Source organism: Arenimonas malthae CC-JY-1 (genome assembly GCF_000747075.1).
Lineage (GTDB): Bacteria > Pseudomonadota > Gammaproteobacteria > Xanthomonadales > Xanthomonadaceae > Arenimonas > Arenimonas malthae.
Genome location: NZ_AVCH01000038.1, coordinates 1 through 7610 on the forward strand (window position 1 = coordinate 1; position 7610 = coordinate 7610).

The window sequence follows — 7610 nt, forward strand, 5'->3', positions numbered from 1 at the left end:
CGCCGCCTGGTGCGCGCCGAGCTGGCCAGCGCCATCGCCGGCCAACCCGCCGTGGCCTGGCGCCGCGACCCCACCGGCGCGCGCCTGCTGCTGTCGGCGGCGGTGCCGCTGGTGGTGGACGGCGAAGTGCGCGCGGCGGTGCTGCTGGAGCGTTCGAATTCCGAAGTGCTGCTGCTTACCGACCGGGCCTTCTCGGGCCTGCTGGGCGTGAGCGCGGTGGCCTTCCTGGCCTCGGGCGGCGTGATCCTGCTGTTCGCCACGCGCCTGGGCCAGCGCATCCGCCGCCTGCGCGACGCGGCCGAACATGCGCTCGACCGCGAGGGCCGCGTCACCCCCTTCCCGCGCACCACGGCGCGCGACGAGATCGGCGACCTCTCGCGCAGCTTCGCCCGCCTGCTCGACCAGGTGGCGGCCTACACCGACTACCTGCGTTCGCTGTCGGGCAAGCTGTCGCACGAACTCAACACGCCGCTGGCCATCGTGCGCACCTCGCTCGACAACCTCGACGCCGCGGCGCTGCCGGCGGAAACGCGCCCCTACCTGGCCCGGGCCCGCGACGGCGTGGAGCGCATGGGCACGCTGGTGCGCACGATGAGCGAAGTGACGCGCATCGAACACGCCATCGAATCGGCCGAGGCGGAGTCCTTCGATCTGCGCGAACTGCTGGCCGATTGCGCCGAGGCCTACCGCGGCTTGCTGGCGCCGCGCGAACTGCGGCTGGAGCTGCCCCCCGGCCCCCTGCCATTGCGCGGCGCGCCCGAGCTGGTGGTGCAGGCGCTGGACAAGCTGGTGGACAACGCCCGCGGCTTCACGCCCGAGGACGGCTGGGTGCGGCTGTCGGCGGCGGCGGAAGGCGAGGGCGTGGCCATCACGCTGGCGAACCGGGGCCCGGTGCTGCCCGAGGCCATGCGCGGCCGCCTGTTCGATTCGCTGGTGAGCCTGCGCGGCAAGTCGCAGCGCGCCGAGGGCGCCGCGCACCTGGGCTTCGGCCTGTACGTGGTGCGCCTGGTCGCCGACCTGCACCGCGGCCACGCCGAGGCCCGCAACCTGCCGGGCGGCGAGGGCGTGGCCTTCACGCTGCATCTGCGCGGGATGCCCTGAAAGGCCGTGTAGGAGCGGCTTCAGCCGCGACCGCCCTTGGCGAGGAACGGTCGCGGCTGAAGCCGCTCCTACAGGGGCTGGGCCCGCGGCTATACTCGGGCCTCTGGTAACGACGGACGCCGTGCGTGATCTCCCTTGACGAATTCGAGGCCCTCGCCCGGGCCGGCCACAACCGGATCCCCGTGGTGCGCGAGGTGCTGTCCGACCTCGACACGCCGCTGTCCGTGTACCTGAAGCTGGCCGACGGCCCGCACACCTACCTGTTCGAATCGGTCGAAGGCGGCGAGACCTGGGGTCGTTATTCCATCATCGGCCTGCCGGCGCGCCGCACCTACACCTTCCGCGGCAACACGATGCAGGTGCGCGACTACGGCGACCTGGTGGAAACCCGCGAGCTGGCCGACCCGCTGGCCGAAGTCGATCGCCTGCGCGAGAGCTTCCGCGTGCCGCAGTTGCCCGGCCTGCCCGCGTTCACCGGCGGCCTGGTCGGTTATTTCGGCTTCGAGACCATCGGCTGGATCGAGCCGCGCCTGGCCGGCGGCGACAAGCCCGACCAGCTCGGCACGCCCGACGCGCTGCTGATGCTCAGCGAGGAAGTGGCCGTCTTCGACAACCTCAAGGGTCGCCTTTACCTGGTGGTGCACGCCGACCCGGCGCAGCCGCAGGCGTATGCGCGCGCCCTGCGCCGGCTCGACGAGTTGGTGCACCGGCTGCGCCACTCCGGCCGCAGCTACCCCGACGTGCTCGACCCGTCGCTGCTGGGCGAGCAGGACTTCGTGTCCGGCTTCACCAAGGAAGGCTTCCTGGCCGCGGTGGAGAAGTGCAAGGACTACATCCGCTCCGGCGACATCTTCCAGGTGGTGCTGAGCCAGCGGATGAGCGTGCCCTTCCGCGCCCGCCCGGTGGACGTGTACCGCGCGCTGCGTGCGCTCAACCCGTCGCCCTACATGTATTTCCTCGACCTCGGCGGCACCCAGGTGGTGGGCAGCTCGCCCGAGATCCTGGTGCGCCTGCAGGGCGGGGAAGTCACGGTGCGGCCCATCGCCGGCACCCGCCCGCGCGGCGCCACGCCCGAGGCCGATGCCGCGCTCGAGGCCGAGCTGCTGGCCGACCCGAAGGAGCGCGCGGAGCACCTGATGCTCATCGACCTGGGCCGCAACGACGTCGGCCGCGTGTCCGAGCCGGGCAGCGTGACCGTGCCCGACCGCTTCATCATCGAGCGCTACTCGCACGTGATGCACATCGTCAGCGAAGTGCGCGGCAAGGTGCGCGGCGGCGTCGGTTTCGCCGAAGTGCTCAAGGCCACCTTCCCGGCGGGCACGGTGAGCGGCGCGCCGAAGATCCGCGCGCTCGAGGTGATCCGCGAGCTCGAGCCGGTGAAGCGCAACATCTACTCCGGCGCGGTCGGTTACCTGAACTGGTGGGGCGACGCCGACACGGCCATCGCCATCCGCACCGCGGTGATCCAGGACGGCCGCCTGCACGTGCAGGCCGGCGCCGGCATCGTGCACGACTCCGACCCGCAGAAGGAGTGGGAGGAGACGATGAACAAGGGCCGCGCGCTGTTCCGCGCGGTTGCGCAGGCGGCGGGCGGGCTGTAGCCCCGGGTGGCCGGTACGCTGGCGAGGCTCGTCGAACGGCTGCGGCCGCGCAGCGCCGGCCTGCGCACCTGGCTCGGCCTGACCTACGGCCTGATGACGGTGGTGCTGGTGGGCGTGCTGTCCTTCCTGGTCGAGCGCGCCGCCTCGCAGAAGCTGCAGGACGACATCGGCCTGCGCCTGCAGGCCAACGCCCTGGCGCTGGCCGACCACATGGACGAGGGCCTGTACGAACGGCTCAACGACATGCGCGCCTTGGCCCTGCTGCCCGGCGTGGATGACCCGGTGGCGAACCAGGCGCTGCTGCGCGACCTGTTCGACCTGATGCAACTCAACTACTCCGACTACGCCTGGATCGGCGTGGCCGATGCCGGCGGGCGCGTGCGGGTGGCGAGCCGCGGCCTGCTCGAGGGCGTGGATGTCTCGTCGCGGTCCTGGTTCGTTTCGGGCCGGCGGGAGCCGCATGTCGGCGACCTGCACGAGGCGGTGCTCCTTGCGAACGTGCTGCCGGCGCCCGAAAACGAACCGCTGCGCCTGATCGACATCTCCGCGCCTATCCACGACGACCACGGCGTGGTGATCGGCGTGATGGGGGCGCACCTTTCCTGGCAGTGGGCCGAGAACCTGCGCCAGGCCCTGGTGCAGCCCATGCTGGCCACCGACCCGGTGGAGGTGTTCTTCCTGGACAAGGACGACACCATCATCCTGGGCCCGCCGGAATGGCGCGGCCGGCGCCTGGACGTGCCCAGCGCGCTGGCGGTGCGCGACGGCCGGCGCGGCTCGGTGCTCGAAACCTGGCCCGACGGCCAGCGTTACCTCACCGGCTACGCGCCCACGCTCGGCCGCGACACCTACGAAAGCCTCGGCTGGACGGTGCTGGTGCGCAAGGACGCGGCGCTGGCCTTCGAGCCCATCGCCGAGCTGCGGCGGCAGATCCTGCTCGCGGCGGCGGCGCTGACCCTGGTCTTCCTGCTGCTGGGCGGCGTGATGGGCCGGCTGATCGGCGCCCCGCTGCATTCGCTGTCGGTGGCGGCGCGACGCATGCAGGCGCGCGAGCCCGGCGCGCGCTTCCCGCGCGAGCGCGGCTACCGCGAGGCGCGGGAGCTCACCGTGGCGCTGCGCGGGCTGGTGGACGACCTGACCCAGCACGAGCGCGAGCTGACCCAGCTGACGGCGGAGCTGGAACAGCGCGTCCGCCAGCGCACGCTGGAGCTCAGCGACGCCAACGCCCAGCTCGAAGTGCTGGCCATGACCGATGCATTGACGGGACTGGCCAACCGCCGCCACTTCGGCGACCAGCTGGCGCGCGAAGCCAACCGCGCCGGCGACACCGGCCGGCCGCTCAGCCTGTGCGTGATCGACATCGACCACTTCAAGGCCATCAACGACCAGCACGGGCACCCGGCCGGCGACGCGGTGCTGCGCCGCGTGGCGCTGGTGCTCGAGGAAGTGGTGCGCGGCAGCGACTTGCTGGCCCGCATCGGCGGCGAGGAATTCGCCGTGCTCGCCGTGGATACGGGCATGGTCGAAGCCGCGCAGCTGGCCGAACGCCTGCGCGCGGCGGTGGAGCGCGCCGCACCGGTGGCGGTGGGCCATGCCGCCGTGCCGGTGACCGTGAGCGTGGGCGTGGCGACCCGCCGCGTGCATGCGGGCGAGGTGGTAAAGGCGCCCGAACACTTGCTCGCCGCGGCCGACGATGCCCTCTACCGGGCCAAGCGCAACGGCCGCAACCGGGTCGAGGTGGCGACCAGCTGAGCCGCGGGCCTCAGGGCCGCGCGGGCGGGCGCGACGCGACCGGGCGCGTCGCCGGCGGCGCGATCGGGTCGCCCCGCCGCCAGGCCATGGCCGCCTCCACCAGCGCGGCGCCGTTCTCCAGGCCGAGCTTCCGCTTGATGTTCTCGCGGTGGGTTTCGATGGTCTTCACGCTGCGGCCGAAGTGCGCGGCGATCTGCTGGTTGGATTCGCCCAGGCCGATGCGCAGGAACACCTCGTGCTCGCGCGCGGACAGGGGAAGCGGCGGCGGGCGCAGCGAACCACGCAGCGGGCAACTGGTGCAATAGCCGTCGCCCAGGCGCGCCGAGTTGCAGCTGCCGATGATCTTGAGCGCGGCGCGGATGTGCCTCAGCGGCGCGCTGTCGGGAACCAGGCCGCAGGCGCAGTCCGAGCCGCAGGCGGGTTCGGTGCCGACGTGCTGGCGGTTCGAGAGCAGGAGCACGCGCGGATGGTGCAAGACGCGCGAACGGCCGGCCACGGCATTGGCCAGGTCCTGGTCGAGCACCAGGACGTCCGGCTGGTGCTGGCCGAGCGCGTGCACCAGGCCGTCGGCGTCGCTGGCGGTGCCGACGTGGTGGTACTGCGGCAGTTGCTTGAGCAGCGAGCTGATGCCCGCCTGCACGATGCCCCGGCGCGAAGCAAGCAGCACGGTGGTGTCGGCCGCCGCAGGCGTCCGTGCCGCGCCGCGCCGCGCGCGCCCCGGCGGGATCGATGTCGTTTCATGGCGAGGCATCAGAATATTTCCCCTTGCGCCCAGCCGGCTGGCCAATGCGGCGCCGATTCTCGCAGGACTCTACTTGCATCGGGTGTGCCAAAAGTGTGCGGTTTGCCGCACTTTGGTCCTCCCGGCGGGCGCAAGGATGGGGGAATCCCCGGATGCGGAGGAATCAGGGATTCCCCGATTCGCAAAGCAATTTTCAGCAGGGATTATCCGTTAGCCCCGCGGATGCCGGCGTCGCCGGACAGCCACGACGACGCGGCGCGCGGGCGCGCTGGAAAAGGAAACGGGGGGTTTCCGTGCTGGTAGTGCAAAGGCTCTGCGTGCGCCGCGACCACCATGTCGTGGTGCAGCACGCAACGCTGCGGGTGGACAGCCCCGGCGTGCTGTCCGTGGTGGGCACCGGAGGTGCGGGCAAGTCGTCGCTGCTGGCGACGCTGGCCGGCGCCGCGGCCCCGCTCGGCCTGCGCTGGACCGGCACCATGGAGCTCGACGGCGAACCCCTGGGGCAGGGCGGGAGCCGCGTCGCCTGGGTGCCGCAGCACGCGAAGCTCGACCCCGGCGTCGCCGTTGGCGCGGCGCTCGGCCACCTGCTTGGCCGCCCTCCCGGGGACGTGGCGCGCTGGCTGCAGGTGCAGGGCCTCGACGAACTGCTGCCTTTCCTCGGCGAGCCGGCCTCGGCGCTGGACCGTGCGCAGCGCCGCGAGTTGGCGGTGCTGGCGCGGCTGGCCAACGAGGCTTCGATCTACCTCGTCGATGAACCCACCAGCGAACTCGGCGAAGCCCAGCAGGCGCGCGTGCGCGCCCGCCTGGCCGAACTGGCCCAGCGCGCCTGCGTCGTGGTGGCCACGCACAACCGCCAGGACTGCCTCGCCCTGGGCGGGCTCACCGCGCTACTGGCGGGGGGCACGATCCAGGAGTGCGCGCCGAGCGAACGTTTCTTCAGCGAACCGGCCACCGCCGCCGGCCGCACTTACGTGGATACCGGCAACTGCAACCTGCCGCTCGAGCCGCGCCTGGGGCATACGCGCGACGGCATCTGGTGGCTGGTGCCCGGGCTGCTGTGCGGCATGAGCCGGCCGGGCCTGACCGCGCGCCTGGCCGACCAGCTGCAGTGCCTGCACCTGCACGGCGTGCGCCACCTCGTCTGCCTCGAGGAGCGCGTCGCCTACGCCACCAGCCAGGCGCGCGCCGCCGGCCTGCAGCTGCACCACTACCCGGTGCCGGACATGGCGCCGCCCGCCTTCGGCCAGGCGGTCGACCTGTGCCGCGCGGTGGAAGCGCCGATCCGCGCCAACGCCGGCGTGGCGCTGCATTGCCGCGGCGGGCTGGGCCGCACGGGCACCGGGCTCGCGGCCATCCTGGCCTGGTTCGGCGACGAAGCCGAGGCCGCCGTCGCCAAGGTGCGGCGCGCCAACCCGCTGGCCATCCAGTCGGTGGCGCAGGCGCGCTTCGTCCATGAATTCGCCGACCGCATCCGCGGTTGGCATGTCAGTGAGTCACTCAACAAGGAGATGTCGGATGTCGTTGGATAAAGCGTTGGCGGCCGCCCAGGCCGAAATTCCGGAATGCGTCGCCACCGGTTACGTGGACATGGTCAGCGGCCTGCTGCTGGGCGTGAAGACGGTGGATTCCCACCCGGGCGAGGTGCTGGACCTCGTGGCCGCCGCCACCGGCGACCTGTTCCAGGGCAAGAACGTGACCGAGATCGAGCGCCTGTTCGACAAGTCGCGCGGCATCGAGGGTCGCAACCACCACTACTTCAACGAGATCGTGGTGTTCTCGACCAACCTGATCCACGTGTTCGTGCGTTCCAAGCGCAGCCCGAACCAGGCCGGCGTCTTCATCACCCGCAACTCGGCCAACATCGGCATGGTGCTGGTGAAGTCGCGCGCGGCGATGGCCAACTGCGAAGCCGCGGCCTGATCCGCACGGGGCGGCCGGTGGACCGGCCGCTCCCCTGGTGACCGCAACGGAGTCCCCGACGATGGCTGCCCTGCGAATGCCCCGGCGTGCCTACCGGCTCGCCTGCCCGAATTTCGGCGCCGACGAGATCAAGGCGTTGCGCTCGATGTTTTCACTGCTCCAACACCACCTCAAGCAGCCCTGGGAAATCGTCCAGGACGACGAGGCCGATTTGCTGATCGTGAACCTGGATTCCGGGCCGCCCGGTTCACTGCCCCCCGAAGTGCCCGTGATCGGCTGCGCGCTGAAGCCGCGCCAGCACCCCAGCGGCACCTTGCACCGGCCGCTGCGCGCGGGCGAGCTGCTGGCGCTGCTGACCGAACAGGCGGCGCAGGTGCCCGTCCCCGCCGAAGCGGCGCCGATGGCCGCCGAGGGCCTGGCCGAGCGCCGATTCCGGCTGCTCGGCTGGCCCGCCGGCTTCGAGCAGTGGCCGGCCGGCTGGCACCGCGTGCTGG

7 protein-coding genes are annotated in these 7610 nt (G+C 72.0%); 6 read left to right on the forward strand and 1 reads right to left on the reverse strand.

What is annotated here, in order from left to right:
* The 3 genes from N790_RS02950 to N790_RS02960 form a co-directional block, all read left to right on the forward strand.
* Positions 1 to 1101 (forward strand): sensor histidine kinase (locus tag N790_RS02950; RefSeq protein ID WP_043800518.1); only part of this gene is annotated, 1101 nt, incomplete at its 5' end.
* A 125-nt stretch (positions 1102 to 1226) separates the two neighbouring features.
* Positions 1227 to 2702 (forward strand): anthranilate synthase component I, encoded by a 1476-nt coding sequence (trpE, locus tag N790_RS02955; protein ID WP_043800520.1) that lies wholly within the window; start codon positions 1227 to 1229, stop codon positions 2700 to 2702.
* A gap of 6 nt (positions 2703 to 2708) precedes the next feature.
* Positions 2709 to 4454 (forward strand): sensor domain-containing diguanylate cyclase, encoded by a 1746-nt coding sequence (locus tag N790_RS02960; protein WP_043800522.1) that lies wholly within the window; start codon positions 2709 to 2711, stop codon positions 4452 to 4454.
* 10 nt (positions 4455 to 4464) lie between these two features.
* On the opposite strand, the gene N790_RS15100 is transcribed toward N790_RS02960, so the two are convergent.
* Positions 4465 to 5205: a response regulator transcription factor gene (locus tag N790_RS15100; protein ID WP_084062578.1), complete on the reverse strand. Its 741-nt coding sequence runs from the start codon at positions 5203 to 5205 to the stop codon at positions 4465 to 4467.
* Between the two features lie 308 nt (positions 5206 to 5513).
* Here N790_RS15100 and N790_RS15850 point away from each other — a divergent pair, with 308 nt between their 5' ends.
* The 3 genes from N790_RS15850 to N790_RS02980 form a co-directional block, all read left to right on the forward strand.
* Entirely contained in the window at positions 5514 to 6725 is a 1212-nt protein-coding gene (locus N790_RS15850; RefSeq protein WP_169742137.1) for a phosphatase domain-containing putative toxin, read from the forward strand.
* Positions 6712 to 7116 carry a hypothetical protein gene (locus tag N790_RS02975; protein WP_043800528.1) on the forward strand — a complete coding sequence of 135 codons (405 nt, stop codon included), beginning with the start codon at positions 6712 to 6714 and terminating at the stop codon, positions 7114 to 7116. Before N790_RS15850 ends, N790_RS02975 begins: the two co-directional genes overlap by 14 nt.
* Before the next feature lie 61 nt (positions 7117 to 7177).
* Positions 7178 to 7610, forward strand: a 433-nt coding sequence (locus N790_RS02980) for a hypothetical protein (RefSeq protein WP_156969904.1), incomplete at its 3' end; no start/stop codon positions are given.